Annotated in this window: 20 protein-coding genes; 4 read left to right on the top strand and 16 right to left on the bottom strand. The window is 47.9% G+C overall.

The features are described from left to right. Positions 1–7: 7 nt before the first annotated feature. The 14 genes from GQ51_RS01955 to GQ51_RS01890 all read right to left on the bottom strand — a co-directional run bounded on the left by GQ51_RS01955 (position 8) and on the right by GQ51_RS01890 (position 15888). Positions 8–763 carry an SDR family NAD(P)-dependent oxidoreductase gene (locus tag GQ51_RS01955; RefSeq protein ID WP_200884384.1) on the bottom strand — a complete coding sequence of 252 codons (756 nt, stop codon included), beginning with the start codon at positions 761–763 and terminating at the stop codon, positions 8–10. A gap of 1 nt (position 764) precedes the next feature. Next, a complete protein-coding gene (locus GQ51_RS01950) occupies positions 765–2063 on the bottom strand; it encodes an FAD-binding oxidoreductase (RefSeq protein WP_047549149.1) in 1299 nt (432 codons plus the stop codon). Continuing rightward, on the bottom strand, positions 2057–3487 hold the full coding sequence (locus tag GQ51_RS01945) for a UbiA family prenyltransferase (RefSeq protein ID WP_047549146.1): 1431 nt from the start codon (positions 3485–3487) through the stop codon (positions 2057–2059). The genes GQ51_RS01950 and GQ51_RS01945 overlap by 7 nt, the downstream gene beginning before the upstream one ends. 119 nt (positions 3488–3606) lie before the next feature. Continuing rightward, on the bottom strand, positions 3607–4581 hold the full coding sequence (locus GQ51_RS01940; RefSeq protein ID WP_235276141.1) for a glycosyltransferase family 2 protein: 975 nt from the start codon (positions 4579–4581) through the stop codon (positions 3607–3609). Positions 4582–4893: 312 nt separating this feature from the next. Continuing rightward, positions 4894–6075, bottom strand: a complete 1182-nt coding sequence (locus GQ51_RS11950) for a glycosyltransferase family 4 protein (RefSeq protein ID WP_052177641.1) — start codon at positions 6073–6075, stop codon at positions 4894–4896. A gap of 85 nt (positions 6076–6160) precedes the next feature. Beyond that, positions 6161–7087 (bottom strand): sulfotransferase family protein, encoded by a 927-nt coding sequence (locus GQ51_RS01930; protein ID WP_152604099.1) that lies wholly within the window; start codon positions 7085–7087, stop codon positions 6161–6163. 33 nt (positions 7088–7120) lie between these two features. Then, positions 7121–8539 (bottom strand): sulfotransferase, encoded by a 1419-nt coding sequence (locus tag GQ51_RS01925; protein ID WP_047549142.1) that lies wholly within the window; start codon positions 8537–8539, stop codon positions 7121–7123. A gap of 9 nt (positions 8540–8548) precedes the next feature. After that, positions 8549–9277, bottom strand: a complete 729-nt coding sequence (locus GQ51_RS01920; RefSeq protein WP_047549138.1) for a hypothetical protein — start codon at positions 9275–9277, stop codon at positions 8549–8551. Next, entirely contained in the window at positions 9278–11026 is a 1749-nt protein-coding gene (locus GQ51_RS01915) for an ABC transporter ATP-binding protein (protein WP_047549135.1), read from the bottom strand. 126 nt (positions 11027–11152) lie between these two features. Then, positions 11153–11554 (bottom strand): RNA-binding S4 domain-containing protein, encoded by a 402-nt coding sequence (locus GQ51_RS01910; protein WP_047549131.1) that lies wholly within the window; start codon positions 11552–11554, stop codon positions 11153–11155. Between the two features lie 51 nt (positions 11555–11605). After that, on the bottom strand, positions 11606–13714 hold the full coding sequence (locus GQ51_RS01905) for a Lon protease family protein (RefSeq protein WP_047549129.1): 2109 nt from the start codon (positions 13712–13714) through the stop codon (positions 11606–11608). A gap of 93 nt (positions 13715–13807) precedes the next feature. After that, positions 13808–14269: a molybdopterin synthase catalytic subunit MoaE gene (gene moaE, locus GQ51_RS01900; protein WP_047549126.1), complete on the bottom strand. Its 462-nt coding sequence runs from the start codon at positions 14267–14269 to the stop codon at positions 13808–13810. Positions 14270–14287: 18 nt separating this feature from the next. Further along, complete coding sequence (locus tag GQ51_RS01895; protein ID WP_047549123.1) at positions 14288–14551, bottom strand: MoaD/ThiS family protein; 264 nt, start codon at positions 14549–14551, stop codon at positions 14288–14290. Between the two features lie 17 nt (positions 14552–14568). Continuing rightward, complete coding sequence (locus GQ51_RS01890) at positions 14569–15888, bottom strand: DNA recombination protein RmuC (RefSeq protein WP_047549120.1); 1320 nt, start codon at positions 15886–15888, stop codon at positions 14569–14571. Between the two features lie 178 nt (positions 15889–16066). Here GQ51_RS01890 and GQ51_RS01885 point away from each other — a divergent pair, with 178 nt between their 5' ends. From GQ51_RS01885 to ppk2, 4 genes are all read left to right on the top strand, one after another. Further along, a complete protein-coding gene (locus GQ51_RS01885) occupies positions 16067–17764 on the top strand; it encodes a CHASE2 domain-containing protein (protein ID WP_047549116.1) in 1698 nt (565 codons plus the stop codon). Then, positions 17764–18282, top strand: a complete 519-nt coding sequence (locus tag GQ51_RS01880) for an SH3 domain-containing protein (RefSeq protein ID WP_152604098.1) — start codon at positions 17764–17766, stop codon at positions 18280–18282. Before GQ51_RS01885 ends, GQ51_RS01880 begins: the two co-directional genes overlap by 1 nt. Beyond that, entirely contained in the window at positions 18279–19268 is a 990-nt protein-coding gene (locus GQ51_RS01875) for a M48 family metallopeptidase (protein ID WP_442922083.1), read from the top strand. Before GQ51_RS01880 ends, GQ51_RS01875 begins: the two co-directional genes overlap by 4 nt. A gap of 110 nt (positions 19269–19378) precedes the next feature. After that, entirely contained in the window at positions 19379–20557 is a 1179-nt protein-coding gene (gene ppk2, locus GQ51_RS01870; RefSeq protein ID WP_047553547.1) for a polyphosphate kinase 2, read from the top strand. Positions 20558–20614: 57 nt separating this feature from the next. Here the strand turns inward: ppk2 and GQ51_RS01865 are convergent, their stop codons facing one another. Continuing rightward, positions 20615–21040 carry a potassium channel family protein gene (locus GQ51_RS01865; RefSeq protein WP_047549113.1) on the bottom strand — a complete coding sequence of 142 codons (426 nt, stop codon included), beginning with the start codon at positions 21038–21040 and terminating at the stop codon, positions 20615–20617. Positions 21041–21061: 21 nt separating this feature from the next. Then, positions 21062–22093, bottom strand: a complete 1032-nt coding sequence (locus GQ51_RS01860) for an AI-2E family transporter (RefSeq protein WP_047549110.1) — start codon at positions 22091–22093, stop codon at positions 21062–21064. Positions 22094–22128 lie beyond the last annotated feature (35 nt).

Here is a 22128-nt window from a genome sequence, read left to right as displayed (position 1 = left end):
TGATCATTCAAATATCCATTCTTTTAAAAATGCATTCCGGCAAATGCCGAATGACCATCATGATCAAGCGCCACCTGGCCGGAACATAAACCAGTGACCTGCCTTGCCTGATCGCCTTCACAATACTGGCGGCAACTGCGTCCGCATCCGCCAGTGCCTTGCCTTGCTGTTTGAGCTGCGCGGTCATGGGCGTATCGGTTGGCCCTGGCTTGATGAGAACCACTTTCACCCCGGTGCCTGCCAGTCGGTGCTGCAAGCCTTGTACATAGCGCGTAACGAGGCCTTTTGCGGCACCATACACATAATTCGATTTACGGCCACGGTCACCCGCAACTGAACTGATGACTGCAAGGGTACCGGCATTGGCTTCCTCCATACGCCCGGCAAATGCTTCTGCAAACAGGACCGGCGATATGGCATTGATATCCAAAGCTTCGCGGCACAAGACCAGATCCTGCTGGCAGCATTGCTGCTGCGGTAATGCTCCATGCGCTATCAGCACAATGTCGACCCTGGCGGCACTTGCAATGCCATCAACCAGTGCCCGAATTTTCAGGGGATCATTAAAATCAGTTTCCAGGCATGTAATGCTGGATTCAGGGCTGCGGATCCTGAGATCAGCGGCAATCGCTTCTATTTTGTGAATGTTCCGCCCCACCAGCACCATGTCTGCCGGTGCCTGCCTGAGCCAGAGCCGCGCACACTTCTCAGCAATGGCAGAACTGGCGCCGATGATCACGATCCGTTGCATGATTCTTGACACATCAACTCCCCATTAAACGCCGTGACATGGCAGATGTAATGCCAGGGTCCCGGTACGGTAAAAACTCAGCCAGCCTGGAATAACTGGCTTCAAAAAAATCACGCGAGATACGCGCGTCCTTTGCCAGGTAAACCCTGCCGCCGGCCTCTCTCACAATGGCATCCAGGCGTTCAAACAGCGTTAATGATCTGCCGCCTTGATTCGGAAAATCCAGCGCAAGTGTCACCCCGGGCTGTGGGAAACCGAGCATGCCCAAAGATGCCCTGCTGCCGAATGTTTTTAAAACCGCCAGGAACGATCCATCGCCAGTACGCGAAATTTCATGCAGCATCGCCTGTATTGCCTGCTGGCCATCCGCCCTGGGCACCAGGCATTGATACTGGTAAAAACCTTTAGGCCCATACATACGGTTCCACCCCGTTATATTATCAAGCGGGTAGAAAAAACGCTCATAATGCAAATCTTCCTGCCCGGCAAGGCGTTTCCTGACGTTAAAGTACGCTGCATTAAACACCTTTAGCGTCCATGGATTCACCAATGAAAACGGCGGCACGCAAGGCATGCTGATGTTTGCTGCGGCCGGTGCTGCCGCCCCTGAAGGCCCACTGTAATTAGCGCGCATGAACAGCCCCCTGCCCCCGCCGGATGAAATGCAATCCACCCAGGAAACCGTATGCTCCCAATCCGCCTCGGAAGCATCCGCCAGCGTAAAGAATTCATGCAGATTCCGATACGGTATCGTCTCGGCCTGCAACCATGGGCCAGACACGCGCCGCAATTGAATCTCCGCCGTCAGGATAAAACCGGTAAGCCCCAGGCCGCCCACAGTGGCGGCAAACCACTCAGGATGCTGTGATGGCCCGCACTCGATCATATCGCCATCAGTGCGCAGCAGGGTCATGTGCCGCACATGGTCTGCAAATGAGCCATAGGCATGATGGTTCTTGCCATGAACGTCATTCGCAATGGCACCGCCTACCGTCACCAGCTGCGTGCCCGGGGTCACCGGCAGAATCCAGCCTCGCGGGACAGCCAACCGCTGGATATCGCGCAGCAGGACTCCGGATTCACACAACAGGCAGCCGGTTTCTTCATTAAAGCGGATAAACCGATCCAACCCTGCCGTCAGCCACAGCGTGCCTCCGGGGTTCAGGCACTCATCCCCATAACTGCGCCCCATGCCGTGGGCAAGCCCGGGGCGGGACTGCCTGATGACATCTGCGACTTCATCCCTGTGCGTCAGGCTTTGCACATGATGCTCAGCCTGCTCAAGCCTCCCCCATGACGAAACTGTTACCATGTCCAGCCAACCGTGCCAATCAACACGACCATTGCGAAAGCAAGCCCGCACAGCAAACTGGTTTTGTCTTTCACAGCAAATACCAGCGGGTCATCATGCATATTGCCACGATGGGCCTGCATCCACATCCAGCTTACCCAGAACAGCATGATCGGCACCGCTCCCCAGATGTATTCGGGAACCCGGTAAATCCTGACAACTGCATCGCTGTTAATATAAAGCGCAAGCACCAATACCGAAGCATAGCCGGAGGGAATGCCCAGTGCCTGGATCATAGGCGCATCGGAAGTCAGGTATCCTCTTCCGTGAGTACGTTCCTTACCGCTGAGACGCTGCAAGGCCAGTTCGGCATAGCGTTTGACGAATGCCAATGACAGAAACAGGAATATCGAGAAAGCCAGCAGCCAGAAAGACATCGCCAGCCCGGCGGCAGCGGCGCCGGCAATAATACGCAAGGTGTAAAGCATGGCCAGCGCCAGGCAGTCCAGCAGCACCAGGCGCTTGATGCCCCACGAATAGGCGCACGTCACAAGAAAATAAAATGCCAGCCAGCCAATGAAATGATGGCCGGCATACATCCCCAGGATCAGACTGGCAGCCAGCAGCAGCGGAACAAGGGCTACCCCCATCCATACCGGAACCTGGCCGGAAGCAAATGGTCTGGCTCTTTTGTGGAGGTGCTGGCGATCGCTCTCCAGATCAAAAAGATCGTTAATGATATAAACGGCAGATGCACAGATGCTGAAAGAGAAAAAAGCAAACACCAGCGTTGCCAGCTTATCGGTAACCATCATCTGATGGGCGGCAATGACCGGAACGAAAAGCAACAGGTTCTTCAGCCATTGATGAACGCGCAGCACGCTCAAAAATGTCATCAGGCCTAACAGCTCCCGGGAGAAAACCTGCTGGACTTTGCAAACGGTTTCCACTCTTTTGGTCAGGTCGGCGGAGGCATTGACGACCACTGCACGATTGGCGCGCTCCCAAACCGCTAAATCGGCGCAGGAATTGCCGACATAATCAAAACCTGAATGGCCAAAACGCCGTTCAAGCAACTCAGCCTTGGATCTTCCTGCAAGATTGACTGAACCATCACTGGCAATCACCTCATCGAAAATACCCAAATGGGCCGCGACAGCATCGGCAATCGAACGGTCTGAGGCCGTGCATAGCACCAGCGTCCGGCCATCGGCTTTCTGCTGCCTGAGCCAGGTTAATAGTTCCTGGTTATAGGGGAGCGATTCCGGGTCAAATGCAGCGCGGGAAGCCAGTATGCGCTTGAGTGCGGCTTTGCCTTTAAACAGCCATAGCGGGATGCGGAACAGATCTAAAGGGTGATGCCGGAAAGCCCGCAATGCGGATTCATGCAGCATATCCGTACTGATGATAGACCCGTCCAAATCCACTACCAATGGATGCAACATCAACCGGCCCCCTGTGTCTTTAATTAGGTGTCAATTTACACAAACACTCTTCTGCACATTATTGTTCTATCATTTCAGCCTATTTCAGCCTGCCGGCCACAAATGCAGGCTTGCAATATTTAAATGAATAAAGCTGTTGCTGCCATGCCGGAGTCTATGCCGAATTCAGAAAAACACAGATACAGATTTGAATTCAGTAAACATACCCAAGCCAGCCTGCCCTTGATAATATGCGCTTTGGTTTTAACTAAATCAATAAAATTCTTGAATCCTATTCTGGGCGCAGACATGAACGCTACCGTTAATGCCTTTAAAATACGATCTTCCAGGTACAGAACCCTTGAATACACGATTAAGCGGTAGCCGGCATAAGATTTCGCATTGAAAAACGCAAACTTCTCTTGCAGCCAGGTTTTGCAGAACAATCGATTGATGCGGCCTTCTTTGATCCTGGCAACGATATCCGAAGGCTTGATGTAGTAATTCGAGCACTTGTCATTCTGGAAAACCAGTTTCACGCCGTGACTCTGGGCCCGCATCATGAAGTCAGTATCCTGGTGGCGCGAATAGTCCTCATCAAACAGCACGTTTCTGGCGACTTCAATCGGACATATAAATGTGCTCGTCTGCATTGGCTGCCCGGCAGCGAATACATATTCAGATACAAGCTCGTTCCTGTTAATGGCACGCAACGGCAGCAATGCACCGTTATGGCCTTTCTGTATCAATTCAAACTGCCCATAGATGATAAAATTCCTGTGGGTCAGATCCTCAATAAGCTTTTTGGCCGATGCCAGCCTGTTATTCACCCAGCTGTCATCCGCATCAAGAAACGCGACGAAATCACCCTGTGCAGCTTCGATGCCCCGATTGCGGGCAAACGCACCATTCTTGTTTACCTGGTTTCGCAGTACGCGAATATCAAGCAGGCTCTTGAATGATTCAATCACAGATAAGACCCCATCAAAATCAGCCGATGCATCATCTACCAGAACCACTTCAAAATTAGAGTAAGTCTGCTGCACCAGTGAGTCCAATGCCCTGGCAATGGTATTTGATGCTTGAAAGCAAGGAATGACAACAGAGAATTTCAACGCTACCCCAGATATTTATTATAATTAAAGCAAAACCAGTGCTTATAGCATTGACTTGCCACGGTTACAACCGACTTAACCGAAATTAACAATTAGGCTGGGAACGCCTTTAAATCTCGTCCTGGGCTTCGATTTTGGATATGCCGGATTTCAGCAGGTGGTCTAAAGCCAGAATCGCTATCCGCAGCCTTGCATATTCATACGTTAAATAACATTTTTCGATGTATACATTCAATCTTAAAAAACTGAAAAAATAAGCCTAAACCATGAACTGTAAAAATGTTTCGGTAAACATCCAGCATGATTGCAGAGTCAAATTATAGATGCGCTGTATATCTCATCTTTTTTATCAGAAATTAAATAAATATATCCTTTAATATAACAACGAGCCACCGAGCTAATGTCAAAATTTTCGGCTATTCTTTTCCTCATAGCTTCACCTACCTCTCCCCGTAAGTCACTATTAGTAATCAAGGTGTCTAAAGCTCTATACAAACCATCAGTGTCTCCTGGCTCAAACAAAAACTCCTTCCCTTGTTCACCAACCTGCATTTCTGCACCGCCAACGCTTGTAGCGACAATTGGTAACCCAACCGACATTGCCTCTAAAATAGCATTTGAATTCCCTTCTACATAAGAAGGTAGAACAAATATATCCATAGCTACTAATTTCTCACGTACATTAGCAACATTCCCAGCAAAATTAACAGAGTCCTTTATTCCCAGACTTTGACATAGTCGTTCTAAATTTTCTCTAAGAGGCCCATCACCCCATATTTCTAAAGATACATTTTGATGTACTTTTTCTATCCTCTGCCAAGCGATAAAAAGATCACTTACACCTTTTTGTGGCACCAATCTACCTACAAAAACTACCTTACATTGCTTTGCAACATGCTCACTTTTGCTTTTCGATGAACATTCTTTTAAAGAAATGCCATTAGCAACTCTCAATATACGATTTGATGAAAAGTTCACATATTCGAGCTCAGACACGCTAGCATCAGACATAGCCACAATTGAATCAGAAAGTTTAAGAATCAATAATCTCAACTTTCCAAAACCGCTATTGACAAGACCTGGGATCCCTTTAAACCCGACATTTGGTAATTTAGTGATCACCGGCTTTCCTAATAGCTTACCGATCAGAATGGCAAACAACCCAAACCAGGAAAGTTGATGTACATGAACGATGTCAAATGTATTCCGCCTAGTGTACATAGCCCAGAAAAACCATATTGGAGTCTGAATAAACCGTAATAGTCTAATTTCCGACAAACTTATTCTGCAAACTGGCACCCCATCAACAGTTTCATTATCAGGACTTAAAGAATCAAACTTACCAGACACAACCTGCACATTGACATCAAGGCTCATAAGTTTTTTTGACAACTCATGCGCCTGATGTTCGAGACCGCCTATTATAGGGTAAGGGTAAAAAGCTACTATCATCATGACTCTGATAGCCATGGTTTCCGGAGTGTTTACAATCATATTCAAACTATAATTTCCTATTGATACAATTGATAAAAATCATTATTACAGCAATATATCGGGAACATTATGTAAGCATATTTATTTACTTTAATTCTCGGTAAGTTCGCAATTTTCGACGAATAGTCTGCTTTAGATATTGCAGGAAAATATAATTCAAAAAAAAGAAAAACCGCTCTTTTCTAGTAATGGCTAAAGGCCTGTGATGTATGACTTCATAGCCCAGACTTTCCAGCATACCTAAGGAATGATATTCAAAAATCTCAATATCACGCTTGCTTAAGTTACTTTTCCAATTATCTGTTTTACTATTATCTGGCAACTGGCCAATGGAGGAATGTTGTTTTTTTGTATAGCCAGGTACAGAAAACCCTTTGCCCAGCAACATATCTTTGTTATAAGGCATCCCTATAAAAGCGCAAACTTTTTTAAGTTCAGTTTCTGGATTTTGCAAAATATCTTCATACTTAACGGTGATAACTTTTTCAGGTGCTGACAGCTGGGCAGCCAAACCAAAGCTAATTTTAGTTAGCCACCATACGGCGGCATCATTCGAATTGGTTGGACCCCATGCCAAGGGCATTACAGATGAGGCAACAGCACGTCCATCTCTTATAATATGGACAAACTTTGCATTCGGGTAATGCTGATTAAGCACCTTGTAATTCTGAAAATTCGTGGGAGTATGATCTATCCAATATTGCGGCTGATTATTTTTATAAACTTGAGCATATTCGAAAACCAACCTTGTCACTAGCTCTTTTCCATTAACCGAACACTTAAATATCTCTTCCAAACGCTTCTTAGATAGCCCCCACAACTTAAGTCGCCATATCGATGGCGAGTGAAAGTTTTTCCCATTGCAACTTAAGAAATCAACTTTGAATTGAGACTCAGGCGTGGTGATTGCACAGTCAGTGTTGCCAATCATTGACGCTAAAAAGGTTGTTCCGCTCCGGTCACACCCGCCGATAAATACCGGCTGAATATCTTGTTGTAATGAATCAGGCATCAGACTCTGGTCATAAAGCAAAATTTTAAATCACTAAAATGGTGTGTCTTGTGGATAAGAAAATGCGTCAAAGTCAACTTTATATAACTTGTAAACACGATTTTTTAAATCGTCCGTGTAATAGTCTGACGCAATTTCACTGGATTTTTTTCGACTGTCTTCCCTGTTTTTTGGATCTTTATATGCACCCTCTCCAAAAAGATGATTAACCAGTGCTGAGAGATCCTTATCAATATTCTCAACTTTCCCAATAAATGGAATCTCTGAAGGTGCCAAGGGCAAAAGATATGTTTGAGGTGCCCAATGTGGGTCATGAAACAATCCGCCATTTTCCAGATAAGTCACAAAAGCCTCAAAAGTGACGTTACCGGATTCAGAAAACTGCCTGACCGAACTCCTGGTTTCAAAGAACGCTTTCTTAAAACCGTCTATTTTATCCAGATAGGCCGAGAGAACTCTGGTATATGGGTTGCGTACAAATGTAAATAAGGAGTATTTTTTTCTTAGGCTAGTTTTGCTCAATACATGAGTTGCGCCAATATTAGCAAACTTACTTTTTGCAACCTTGCCATCTATATCATTATTGTCATCATAAACAATCGAGGGGTCATAATGAGCTAATGTCTTACTAATTGTTGAGTTGGCACATTTTGGAATGCGAAAATAACAATACTTACCAGTCTTTTGAAATGAGCTGCGACTTGCCACCCAGATTTTAGGAACACGAGAATCAACCGCACTATATACCGGATGATAATTACAATAAATCTGAAATAACTTTTTATATATCCTTAAAGTAACCCCTTTAATACAAAAGGCTTTAAGTTCCTGTTTAAATTTAGTTATTGCGTTACGTATACCTCCATCTATACTTTTATTAATATGAGGGAAATCTTTTTGAGGTATTTTTTGACCAAGAAAGGCACAAAGCTCTGTCCAACCATCCCCTTTTGAAATGTCTATTACAAGTAAATCCTTATTGATGGATTTAAAATAATCCATAATCTTTTGATTATGATTTCGGTACTTTTTTAACCATTGCTGCCTAGATTCTTCATTTGCGGAAGGGTCAGCATGCTGACCGAACATCCACTCACGCATTGGTCTCACTCTTCTGCCAGCATAATATCGGACACAACTATCTATCCATTTATCCTCATCTCTTATACTGAGAATATACTTAGCGTCCGGATATTGTTTGATCAACTCTTCCCATATAGAAAAATATGGATTATCAGCAAAGGCATCATATAAATCGAGCGTTGGTAACTGATAATTACCGCGTTTGATGTACTTTTCCAGTAAAGCCACACCTTCGGTTCCACCATGAAAAGCAGATGTAGAATCACCATGAATCACGTTATAACCCAAATACTCCAACGCTACAGAAATTGAAGAAGTTCCGGTTTTATGAAAGCCAATAATGAAAACTTTAGGAGTGACTTTGTTCATCTGTAAGTATTACTTTAATTTGAGAAGTTTAGAAAGCAGTCTATCTTTCAATTCTAATAATGACTGCAATTTAGTTTTATGGAATTTAGCCATATGTAATATCTTAGGGTTAGCCTCGACAGGGCTCCAAATTCTTATATATTTTTGATATCTAATATTGTATTCAGGAGGTAAAGTCGCTATCCGCAAATCACTTAACCATATTAACTCACGAAGCGTTACCTGATCTTTTTTGATCTTGGCAGTATGAAAACTATCTCTCCAGCTACCTAGAAATGAACTAACCTGCGGAGACTTTTTATAGAGTATCACTCCGCTATTGAACTGAGGAAAACTTGGCGGAATGCTTTCCCTCCATTGCTCAGAAGTTAAATAAAAGTTCCTTTTATGTGCATGTGCAATAGCAATATCAAATCGATCTAAAAGACCAAACATCTCTGAAACATCATCAACAATCATGGTATCTGAATCAAGATACAGCGTATATTCAAAGGGCGTTTTAGACATATAGTCTACCTTTGACCGATAATGAGGATTCTCTATCAGCTCAAATGAGCTAAATGGGGAGCCTTGCATACCAGAAATGAAATCAAGCCCTCCCGTGTCTGTAAAAATATGTATCGGGATACCTGGACAATGCTCAACAAAACTTTTTGCAGATTGTATTGCAGCGGTAATATAAACATTGGTCTGTTGCGATGTCACTACATAAATAACACCTTTTTGATTTTTTTTCATTTATATACTTTTACGCTTTTCTATTGTTGCCAACCCAGAATCCAGTCTGATCACCTGATCACACTTATCTAATGTACTCAGTCTATGCGCAATCATGATGATGGTTTTCTTTCCACTGATACTATTTATTGCCTTCATCACTTCAGCTTCAGTTTCATTGTCTAGCGCGCTGGTGGCTTCATCAAAAATCAAAAGATCAGGGTTGTGATATAGCGCTCGAGCTATGCCAATTCTCTGTCGCTGCCCACCAGACAAGCGCACGCCTCTCTCGCCTATATGCGTTTCATATCCTTTTGGTAAAGATAATATAAATTCATCCAACATCGCCAATTGTGCCGCCAGCTCTGATGCTTTGAAATCTATGCTGTCCTTGGAAACTCCAAAAGCAATATTCGACAAAATACTATCATCGGCTAGAAAAATATGTTGTGGGACGTATCCAATAGAGTTTTGCCATGAGCGCGTGTTTTTCTCTGTTAATGGCTCACCATCTATAAAAATCTTTCCTTTATCAGGTACGTGAAGACCAAGTATTAAATCAATCAGAGTACTTTTCCCGGCTCCAGTAGCTCCAATAACACCTAATGAGCTTTTTGCTCGGATGGTAAGATTTATATCTTTTAAAGAGTCGTTATGAGCACCAGAGTACTTAAAATAAATACCACTTAACTGAATCTCTTTTTTTAAAGATATTTTATGACTCTCGGATTCAAACTGCTTAATCCTTTTCTTATTGCAACTTAAATCATTTAATATATGGTCAAGCGCTGCAGCCCCGAAACTCATTTTACTTAAAGACTCATATATACGGTCCATTGCAGGCTTCAACCTCATGCTTGCCATAGCGTACAAACCAAGCACGGGTAAAAGTTGCCCGAGATTTGTATCATCTTTATTCAAAGAGATTAAGGCGATTCCAAGGATTGCTGCAAATACAAATACTTCAATAAAATATCTGGGTAATTGAGAAAGAATTATGGCTGTAGACTGATGCTTGGCATACAAAAGCGAAGGCTTCCTGAAGGCTGACAAATAAGCATTTTCTCTACCCAAGACTTTTAAATCTTTAATTCCTCCAAATATTTCAGCCGCAATTTGAAAACGCTTAGCATTTTCCTTCTTACGCTCATTACCAATTTTTTTCAAAAAACGTCTAAAAATCAAGTGCATAAGGCCATAAAATCCACCAAAAACAAGCGAAAGAATAATAGCTAATTTGGAGTCAACAACGACAAGAAGAAAAAAAATAGCTAACGAAACTAAAGAATAAGATATGAAACTCATCATTGGTGCAAAGGTTTGCTTAACCACCTCATCAACCTCTGAAAGTATAGTCTTAGACATGTTGCTAGAATTATTTTCAAGAAAATAACTATAAGGTTGGCTCAAATAGCTTTCCAAAAGACGATTCGCAATACTATGAATTCTCATTGAAGAGAATCGAGCTAGTCCGTATTGAAAACCAACTCTTACGACCGCGGTTAAAATCATTAAACCTAATGTCATTACCCCTAGCGCCAACAAAAAAGAATATTGATCAGAAAAACCTAACAACTTATAAACTATTGCAAGGTATGTGTTTGTTTCAATAACTTGAGGGTTTCCCAACACAGCTAGAAAAGGCACGACTGAAGCCACCCCAACAACCTCCATAAAGGCTACAAATATCATAAGTAGAAGTAATATGGCCGCGCGTTTTCGCTCCTCTTGGCTTAAAATTAATAATATTTTTTTTAAATTATTTTTCACGTTTTTTAGAATTGATTTTTAAAGACATGCAACTAAGTGGATAACTCTTGTAATCATTAGTTTGGTTGATTACTACTGTAACTCTTACTTTAGCTCATTAATTAAACAATGCCGGATTCAATACGGCTAACCGTAGCTGTTGCCTGTAAATTTTTTAATGTCTCTTAACTGGCGTTTGGTAGGCCGCCCTGCACCGCGGTCACGCTGTGCAAATTCGTGCTCGCCGGTAAGTTTCGCATGTTCACGCTTAGCGATACTGGCCTGTGTTTCCTGGTACAGCAAGGCCGCTTCAGGCGCGCCTTTACGTACATTCGACAAAGCCTGTACATCAACCTCGATCTCAAAGTCGCGGTTACGGATATGTACAATCTGCCCAATTTTCACCTCTTTAGCGGGTTTTACCCGGTCGCCATCGACATGCACCTTACCGGTTTCTATGGCTGTCGTTGCAAGGCTGCGTGTTTTAAAGAATCGCGCAGCCCACAGCCATTTATCAAGCCTGCATTTAATATCATCTTCATTTGCCATCATGGTCTGAATAGTTGGGTGAATAAAATAAATGTGTTATCCGGCTGGCAATCAACGGTCCAGTTTAGGCAAGTTCGCTTCAAGCGTCTGCTTAAACCCCCGCAGCGCTTGTTCAGCCAGGCTATTCAATTCCTGCAGGCTGCGTCCCGTGACATGCTGTATACCGTCGGCCACGTTATTCATGGTCGCAATATGGAACCGGCCGTCACTCACAGCCTGGATGACCTCGTCGCTCAGCATCAGGTGCCGCATATTGCGCTCAGGGATCAGCACCCCTTGCTTGCCATCCAGGCCGATCTCCTTGCAGACCCTGAAGTAACCTTCGATCTTTTCATTCAAACCGCCGATCGGCAGCACTTCACCGTGCTGGTTCAGGGCGCCGGTAACCGCAATGCCCTGCTTTATCGGCAACTGCGCCAATGAAGACAGCAATGCAAAAAGTTCGGCACATGAAGCCGAGTCGCCATCCACGCCGCTGTATTCCTGCTCGAACACCAGTGAAGCCGTCAGGTTCAAAGGATTCAGATGTGCAAAATTGCTATGCAGCCAGCTTTGCAGAATCATCACGCCTTTATCATGCGTTGGGCCGCTCATCCTGACTTCGCGGTCAATGGTCAGCACACCGCGGCTGCCTGCATAACAGTTGGCCGAAATCCGCACCGGCGAGCCAAAGCTCGCCTCCGAAAGGTCGATATGCGTCAGGCCGTTGATCTGCCCGACAGATTCACCATACACGCTGATAATCAATTCTTTATCGACGATTGAATCACGCATGTGCGACTCAATATAGCTGTGGCGGGCATATTTACGCTGTATCGCTGATTTCACATCCTCGATGCCTACCAGGGCTGCGCCACGCAGCTCTGCTGCAACCGAGCTTTCAAGCAGCAGTTTTTCTAGCACCCCGAATTTGGTGCTGAGCCGGGTCTGGTCTTCAATCAGCCTGTGCATGGCCTGCAGCAGGCCAGCCAATGCCTCTGCCGTAAAATGTCGGCAGTGATGCTGCTGGCACTTGTATGCAACAAAAGATGCGTATGCGGCATAATGTTCCGCATTGGCTTTCACCTGGTCGGCAAATTCGATCTTGATCGGAAAGTAATCGAAGAAATCCGGTGTAATGCCGAGCAGTTCGTAATAATCCTCACGCGTTGCGATTAGTACGATCTTCACGGAAACCGGGATTGCCGCCTGTGCATTGATCAGGCTGCTGCCCTGGCTGCTGCTGCTTGTTAAATCTTCGATCTGCAACGTGCCGTTACGTAAAAAGCGATGCAGTTTCTCAAGGATATGCGCGCCATTCTGTTCATCGGCCAGAATATCACGCAGGTGCAGCAGCAAAGTGCCGGCATCGGCACGCAGCAGGTTGCCGGCACGCAAACGCATGAAATCGGGAATATTGCTCGCCTCGCTGGCGCTTTCTATGCCGCCGAACAAAGATTGCAGGCTGGGATCGTTGTCATACAGGACGGGCGCATGCTGCCCTGCATGATGCTCCACGAGCAGATTGGCGCGGTAGCGGCCAAAGAAACTCTCATTCATGAGTGCTTCGATGTTCGATTCACCCTCAGCACCCGGGCTGGGCTGCCATGCGTCTAGCGTATCCAGGATATCCTGCTGCAAAGCCGTGAAGTAATGCGCAGGGATTTTGTCAGCGCCGATCAAAGTGAGGCTGGCCTTGACTGTGGCCAGCTGGCCCTCAAGAAATATCTGCAACGGCGCTATGGAGTTCTGCTGTGTCTTGGCTTCTAGCAAAGCCGGCAGGTCTTTGGCAAAAACGCGCACAAAATTATCCATGGCCTGTTTTAACTGGGTACCGGCACCGGCAGGCAGTTTCAGGAACATCGGCTTGCCGTTGGCATCAAACTGGTATAAGGCAACCAGGTCGCTGACCACCGGCGATCTTGCAGCAGCCTCATGCATCATATTCAGCATCAATGTCGTACGGCCGGAGCCTGGTTCGCCCAATGCCAGCAGGTTAAAGCCCGGATGCCGGATGCTTAACCCGAACTCCGCCGCTTTTTTAGCTTCCGCCTGCGTTACCCAAGCCTGGTATTGCGGGCTGTTCTGACCGTCGACAATCAGTTCCGACGTATCGGCAAAGTTAAATTGCCCGGCGTCGATATTCAATGTCAGCTGCTGAGGTGTAAGTGTATTCTGCATATTTCCAATATTCGCATCACGTCATCAACATGATGCATAAATTAATCATTTTTCCTGTACCTGGCATTGAGTCCAGTGTCTTGTTTTGGTGTTTCATTCCGGAGCCTTATCCCAGCGCTCCCTGGCCTCATCATCCGAAGTTTTAGCTTCCACCCAGCGCTCACCTGATTGCGTCACTTCTTTCTTCCAGAATGGCGCTTCGGTTTTCAGGTAATCCATCACGAATGCACAGGCGGCAAAAGCTTCACCGCGATGCCCGCCGCTCACGGCCACCAGCACGATCTGGTCGCATGGCTGCAATGTGCCGACACGATGGATAATCAGCACATCCATAATGTTCCAGCGCGTTCTGGCCTGGGCAATGATCGCCTCCAGAGACTTTTCAGTCATGCCCGGATAATGTTCCAGCGTCAGCTGCGAAACCTCGTCCCCTTCGTTGATATCGCGCACCTGGCCGATAAAACTGACCACGGCACCGACATCCCTGCGTGCCCTGCGCAGCTGGTTGATTTCAAAACCAGCATCAAAATCTTCTGTCTGTACACGAACAGTCATATCAGTCCTGGCAATGAATCAACCGCCGGTCACCGGCGGAAAAAACGCCACCTCATCACCATCGGCAATGGCGGCATTGTCATGCACGAGCGCATGGTTGATAGCGGCACGCACTTTCAGCTTACCCATCAGCATCTGCCCCCAGACATCACCGCGCTTGGACAGCAAAGCCTTGAGTTTCAAGATCGTCCACGGGCCGTCTGCCTCGGAAAGCTCAAGGTCCTCTGTTGAATACTTGAGCGATTCTTTTAACCTTGCAAAATAAAATAATTTAATTTTCATACAGTTAAAGCCAATAGTTAAACTTCTTTATCATCAACAATATCCAGCACATCGGCTGGCTGGTTAGCCAGCTCCACCCGCTCGATCTGCGCAAAACGCTGCGTGATCTTCTGGCTGGAAATATGGACATCCTGCGCGTTTTCATGCGCCTGGCGAATATTATCCGCCAGTTTTTTCATGCGCACATCAAAGCGGCCAAAATCTTTACTGAGCTTGCCGAGCGCCTCTTTAATCACATGCACCTGCTTGCGTGTTTCAACATCCTTGAGCACCGCACGCGCAGTGTTCAGCACCGCCATCAGGGTGGTGGGGGATACGACCCACACTCGCTTGTTCATCGCGTACTCGATCACATCGGCATGGTGTGCATGCAGCTCTGCAAACACCGCCTCGGCCGGGATAAACATGACCGCTCCGTCTGAGGTCACGTTGGAAATAATGTACTTGCCTGCAATATCATCCACATGCTTCTTAACGTCCTGCTTGAACTGCTTTTCGGCCAGCAGCCTTTCCGCATCGCTTAAGTGCTTATCGAACATGCGGTGATAGTTTTCAAGCGGGAACTTGCTATCCACTGCAACCGTACCGGTAGGCTCAGGCAGGAACAAGGCGCAGTCAGCACGCGTGCCGTTTTCAAAGGTATGCTGCATCGCAAAAGAATTGGCCGGCAGCACATTACGCACCAGCCCTTCCAGCTGCACCTCGCCGAATGCGCCGCGCGAGCGCTTATCGCCCAGCAGCTCCTGCAGGCTGACAACATTTGTAGTCAGGCCGTCGATTTTCTTCTGCGCTTCATCAATAGTTGCCAGCCGCGCCATCACATCCATGAAGGTCTGGTTGGTTTTCTTGAAACCTTCGTCCAGCCGTTCAGAAACTTTGCCGCCGATCTGCTCCAGGCGGCCGTCTACCGATTTGGTCAAAGCCTCGATGCTTGCCGTGAGCTGCATGGTCGCATTGCGCATCGTGGTCTGGATCAGTTCCTGTTCTGCCTTGCCCTGTTCCGCCAGCGTGGTATGCAGCTTCTCCAGCACGGCTTCACGGGTTAATGACAGGCTGTTGCTCTGCGCCAGCTGCAAGGCCTGCATGGCATCGCGCGTGGCCTGCAATTCCGTTGCCACGCTATGGCGCAGGCGTTCGCTCATCTCGCTGGATGCCGCGCTTAAACGATCACCGAGCTTGTTCAGGCCATCGTTAAAATCCAGCAGCATGGCACGGTGTTTTTCTTCTAGTTGCTGAAGGATGGCGATATTGCTGTCAAGCTGGTGATCACGCCAGATTTTCCATAGCAGCAGGACGAGAATCGCAATTGCGACAATTAGAATCAGTGTTTGTATCATAGCTGCCAATTATACCTGATGGGCACCTCGAGTCATTCAAGTTTCTAAGCCAGGCAAGGCAGCTACCGAAATAACGCAGCAAGATCCGGCAATTATGCAAGTTTTCCTTAAGGACTATTCCTAAAACACTGCACTTTATGCCAAACTTGCAGTTAACAACCCTACACACAGGCATACCGTGAACAGATTAATCCTATTCATCAACCAATGGCTTGCCGACATCACACGCAAGCTGCATAACAACTTCTATCTTTACCTAAGCGCGCTGCTGACGGTATTCGTACTGGTTGACGCCAGCCTGCTGCATATCGGTGAAAACATGCGCGACAAGGCATTTGACCTGATGGTGAAAAACCGCATCATGGTGCCCAAGCCTGACCCTGACATTGTGATTGTCGATATCAACGAAGCCTCGCTGAGTGCGATGGCTGGCGAATACGGCCGCTGGCCATGGCCAAGGCAGGTGCTGGGTGAGTTTCTGGAAAACATCGAGGCTCAGCAGCCGAAAGCGGTGGTATTTGACATACTGTTCAGCGACGCCGATGTTTATAACCCGGACAGCGATGCCTACTTCAACGAGGTCATTGCAGGCACTAAAAACACATTCTTCCCCATGCTGCGGCTGGCACAGGAAAGCGACCACCTGAGCAGCATCACGCCCGATATGATTCCCGGCATTCAATATGTGCAGCCACAGGACGGCACCGCAGAAAAACAGAAACAACCCATCGCGATTGTCCTGCCGCATTTTGAGGCCGCGCTGAACACAAAACACCTGGGCACCCACAACATCTATCCGGATAAGGACGGCATCGTGCGCGAGTATCGACTCTGGCACGACGAAAATGGCTGGATACTGCCATCATTGCCATTGGCCGTAGGCAATTTCGCACCGGTGATCCCTTCATCTCCGGCACAGAACATTCTCATCAACTGGCGCGGCAAACCCTTCACCTACCAGTACGTTACCTTCAGCGACGTATACGCTGATATGGCGAGTAAAGTTAAAAAACGCCCGGCAGATGAGTTCAAAAACAAGATCGTGATCATCGGTTCTACGGCGCCCTCCTTATTCGACCTCAAAGCCACAGCCATGGCCAAGGCACACCCCGGCGTGGAAATCCTGGCAACGGCCATTGACAATGTCAGGCACAACGATGACCTGAAAGTATGGCGCGGCAAGATTCCCTATGTGCTGATGAGCCTGATGCTGATATGGCTGACTGCCCTGGCATTTTTCCGCAACATGGATCGCGACAGGCTGACCACCGTATTCAGCAGCAGCCAGATCACCCTGCTGGCGCTTTCATATACTGCAATCAACCTGACCAACACTTACCTGGACTTTACCGGCCCCATCACTTGGGCCGTCATGTACTTCAGTGTGGCCAAAATATATGCGCTAGCCAACGACCGTGCCATGCAGCGCATGCTGGCCAGCGATGTCGAATCCGGCAAAAAAGGAGCCAATGTACTGCTGATGCCGATCGTCATTGAAAGCCGGTTTCCATTTACAGACAGCATGCTCAAAAAGCTGAGGCATGCTGTCGAGCAGCAACTGCATCGACCTGCGACTGTAGAGTTCCTGAAAGGGACCCAAAGCGGCATCTGGGGCTTGTTCAGCGATATGATCGTCGTAAGCTGGGCTTACGCGCATGACAGCAGCGATGAGGCTGCCGGGGTTCAGCAGGACGCCTCGCAGCTAGGCTCGCAATTGCAGCACTTATTGCAGCACTCCGGTATGCCGGATGATGTTGCGGTGCGTTATGCAATACATACCGGCGCACTGAATACCGAAAAACCGATGGCAAGCCAGTGGCGCGGCTTGTTTGCACAAGCGATTGTTAAATTAGATATCCTGGAGAGAGAACAATAATGAAATCAAAATTCAAAACCATGTTCATGGCCACATGCCTGCTGCCCGTATTTTATGGATCGGCTGTACTGGCGGCCGAAACCGGCACGGCATTAAAGAATGACACCATACGCAAAGAACCTTATGCCGATGCCAAATCAGCCGGCAGTTTCACGCGGGGCGAAAGCCTGGAAATACTCGGCAAACAAGGCGCCTGGCTGCAGGTGAAAACTAAGAAGAGCACAGGCTGGGTACGCTTGCTGTCGGTAAAACGGGGCGCATCATCCGCAGGCAATCAGACAGCTGGCGTCCTTGCTGCCGCCAGCGGCCGTGCGGGCACCGGCCAGGTCGTATCCACCACTGGGGTTCGCGGCCTGAGCGAACAGGAACTCAAAGCTGCAAAATTCAATGAGTCCGAGATAAAAACCATGGAGAGCTACACACTCAGTGCTGACGATGGCCGCAACTTTGCCGATGCCGGTAAACTCAAACCCATTGCATTTGCCAACTTGAAAGCCGCGAAAGGTGACACGAAATGAACGTATTGATAAAAAACACAAACCCGGCTCACAGCCCTATGCGCAAACACTCAAAAATCAAGGCAGGCCACAGCCTGCTGGTCTCAGCACTGCTGGCAGGCGTTTTAGGCTTGTCAGGCACACAAAGCTTTGCATTTGACCTCAAAGGCGTACTGAAAGAAGCCGCAGAAAAAGAGCTGGGGAAAAGCCCTGAAACGCCGGCTGCCGATGCCAGCCAGACGCAGCAAACCCAAACGCAGTCATCCACAACAAGCACCAGCAGCCAGCCTGAATTTAACTGGAAAAACCCCAGCAAGGAAGAGGAAATCGCACTGGGGCGTGAAATTGCCGGCAACCTGCTGGGTGCTGCCCCCCTGGTGAAAGATGCTGCCCTGCAAAAATACGTTAACTCTGTCGGCCGCTGGGTAGCATCACAGTCTGAGCGTCCTGACCTGCCATGGCGCTTTGGCGTGATCGAGAGCGAAGACCTCAACGCTTTCGCGGCACCGGGCGGCTATATCATGCTGACCAAGGGCCTGTATCGTAAACTCAGTAATGAAGCACAGCTGGCTGGCGTATTAGGCCATGAGATCGGGCACGTCGTTAAGAAACACCAGCTCAAGGTATTGCAGAAACAACAATTACTGAACATCGGCGCAGGCTTTTTAAGCGACAAATACGCGAAGGATAACAAACTGGCCAGCAAGGCGATCGGCACCGGTGCCGAGATCAGCGCACGCAGTCTCGACAAATCAGCTGAATACGAAGCGGACAGATTAGGCTTAAGCTACGCCACGCGTGCCGGCTACGAGCCTTATGGCTTAACGGAAGTATTGCAGGCCATCGGCCAGACCAATAAAAACGACGGCAGCGTTGCCCTGTTGTTCAAAACCCACCCTCACCCGGATGAAAGACTGGTGGCATTGGGGGATGCCATCGGCAATAAACTGGATAACGTCAAGAACGGGAAAACACTGGAAAACAGGTTTTATCAGCTCAAAAACTAAGCCTCGCTTTAAGCCTCGGTAATGAAGTGAAGTTTACTTGACCAGGGTATTTGACATCTCGATTTTTAAGGCGAAGAATTAAGCTGTAACGTCTATCCTGAAGGTTGATCATGACAGAAAAACAAAGATCGTCAAATACCGGAAAACCCGGTTACAAATCACCGGCGGCATCGGCATACCGGGCGGCAAAAACCCGCCAGGCAACAGCGGGTGACGTGGCGCCGGAACCAAACCTGCATGGCTTTGAAACATTTGCAGTCAGCGAAAATGTAACGGCAGCACGCGAATCAAAATCCACTGCCGTGCAGGACATCATGAACCGCATATCCGGCGCAAATGATGAATCCTGCATACCGGAAGCCATTAAAACCATCATGGAAGGCACTTCGCCGGATGATGCCCTGGCGCTTGGCAAGGCGCTCGACAGCATGAAAAGCACCAAAACCCAGAAGTCTCGTGAGCAGGCTGACAACGCGCTTGCCAAAGACTGGCGGGAGGGTGCATACCCTTACAGAAACCTGCTTTCCAGGAAATCTTACGAACAGCAGAAATACCATCTACAGGTAGAACTGCTCAAATTACAGGCTTGGGTCAAAGAAACCGGCCAGCGTGTTGTCATTATCTTTGAAGGCCGCGATGCAGCCGGCAAAGGCGGCACCATCAAAAGGTTCATGGAACACCTGAACCCACGGGGTGCGCGTGTCGTTGCGCTGGAAAAACCAAGCGAGGTAGAACGCGGCCAATGGTATTTCCAGCGCTATGTGACGCAACTACCGACTGCGGGTGAAATCGTGCTGTTTGACCGCTCCTGGTACAACCGCGCCGGTGTTGAGCGTGTCATGGGTTTCTGCAATAACGAAGAATATATCGAATTCATGCGTCAGGCTCCGGAATTCGAGCGCAACCTCAGCCGCAGCGGCATTCACCTGATCAAGTTCTGGTTCTCGGTCAGCCAGAAAGAACAGCGCAGAAGATTCAAGGAACGGCAGCTGCACCCACTGAAGCAATGGAAACTCAGCCCGATAGACCTGGCTTCTTTAAACAAATGGAACGATTACACAAAAGCAAAAGAAGCCATGTTCTTTCACACGGACACCGCAGATTCACCATGGACCGTGATCAAGTCAGACTGCAAAAAACGTGCGCGCCTGAATGCCATGCGCTACGTCTTGCATAAACTGCCCTATTCCAAAAAAGACATTGCGGCAATCGGCGCCTTGGATCCATTGCTGGTGGGGCGGGCGCATATCGTCTACGAGCAGGGAGAGCACAGCCAGGCGTTACTGTAGGCAATGCCGCCTGTTTTCAAATGCCGGTTCCCGCATTGAAGCCAAGCAATGGAAACGCTACCTGTATTTCCATTGCTTTTCCATCTCGACAAACACAAAAGATGCTGTCCACGTAATCAGCACCAGACCGGTTAACGCCTCCAGCCCGGTCAGGAACCTGATATCGCCGGTTGCGATAATGTCACCCAAGCCAAGGGTCGTGAAATTGACAAATGAAAAATACATGCAATCCATCAGGCTGTTGTCGATCCGGCCAACCAGCGTGCCAAACCCGGTATGGTTTGCCATGAAGTAGTAACCGGAAGCAAACAGGAATATTTCAACCACATGTGCTATCAATGCGCCAAAAACCCCGATCAACACACGCAGACGGTGCCTGACGGGAATTTTCGGCGTCAGGATGGACAGCATGTTCAATGCTTCAAAATGAATCAGTACCGCAACAGCGACAATAGCCGCATTCAATGCAAAGGCAGCAATCATTTCAGGCTTTCAAGGTATCGATCAGATTAAATCGCGCGCACGCAGTTCAGCCTTGACATATGCATAGTAGATAGGTGCGGCGACCACGCCCACGAGGCCGAAGGCAGCCTCCATGCACAGCATTGCGATTAGCAGTTCCCATGCATTAGCGCGTATCTGGGTACCGACGATGCGCGCATTCAGAAAGTATTCAAACTTATGGATCACAATAAGATATAGCAAGGAACCGATAGCAACGCCCAGGGACTGGCTTAAGCTCACAACAACAATCACGGTATTGGAAATCAGGTTGCCGATTACCGGGATCAGCCCGACAATGAAAGTGATGGCGATCATGGTTTTAATGAGCGGCAGGTGAATCCCAGCCATAGGCAATACTGCTGCAAGGTAAACCGCAGTAAAAAAGGTGTTCACTGCGGAAATGCGTATCTGTGCAAAAACGACACGCCTGAATGCGTCGCTGAACAAATGCGCCCGTCCTGCAAGTGCACGGGCGAATGGCTTGTAGTGATCGATTGTGACCGCTTCGCGAAGTGCGACGATGCCGCCGATGATCATGCCGATGATGATGTGTACCGTAACGCGACCGGCTTCTTTGCCTACCACCTGCAGCTGGTCTGCATGCAGGCGCAGCCAGGTTGTCACCAGCTCCTTGAAAGCGATCGCATCCGCCGGCAAATGCTCCAGCACCCAGCCTGGCAGGATTTTGCGTGAATCTTCCAGGATTTGCGCCATTTTCGCCAGCAGCACCGTAACGCTCCCGGCATCAGAGCGCAAGAAAGCAACGAGGCTGGCTCCGGCTACAGCAAGCAAACTCACGATGATAGCCACCAGAATGCCCACAGCCCATATTTTTGAATAATTACCTGGCCGTTTGCTGGGGAAGCGGCGGGCAATATAAGGCGTAATGATATGCACCAGCTGAAACACCAGCAGGCCGGAAATGAGCGCCGGCAGCAGGCTTAATTTAACAACAAAAAACAAGGTGAAGGCAGCCAGGATCCACGCTGATATTTCATGGATAGTGGCTGGCTCATGTACGCTTTTAATCATAAATTATCGATGCTTTCCATGTAACAGTATCAGGG

Source organism: Methylotenera sp. G11, assembly GCF_000799735.1.
Classification (GTDB): Bacteria; Pseudomonadota; Gammaproteobacteria; order Burkholderiales; family Methylophilaceae; genus Methylotenera.
Note: the sequence above shows the minus strand (reverse complement) of the source record. Positions and strands in the feature narration are given on the sequence as shown.